This window comes from Cedecea sp. B1(4) (genome assembly GCF_059414925.1).
Map to the genome: position 1 here is coordinate 1 of NZ_JCAHMZ010000199.1, position 332 is coordinate 332.

1 protein-coding gene is annotated in these 332 nt (G+C 69.9%); it reads left to right on the plus strand.

Annotated features, from left to right (window positions below):
* Nucleotides 1-332, plus strand: a 332-nt coding sequence (locus ACR6JA_RS22615; protein ID WP_494599694.1) for a 2-keto-3-deoxygluconate permease, incomplete at both ends; no start/stop codon positions are given.

Below are 332 nucleotides of genomic sequence, written 5' to 3' on the forward strand. Positions count from 1 at the left end.
CTTCGCGCCCGACGCGCTGGCCATCGGCGGCTTCACCACCGCCCTGTTCAAGAACAGCGCCCTGCCGCTGATCGCCCTGCTGATCTTCGCCACCGGCACCCAGGTCAACACCCGCACCGGCGGCCCGATCCTGGCCACCGCCGGCACCATCCTGCTGATGAAGACGCTGGTGCCCGCCACCCTCATCATCATCCTCGGCGCCTATGTCGGCCTGGACGGCGTGCTGGGCATCTCCATCCTGGCGATGCTGGCGGCCTTCGACAACAGCAACGGCGGCCTGTGGCTGGCGTACACCGGCCAGTACGGCGATGCCCGCGACCGCGGCGCCTACG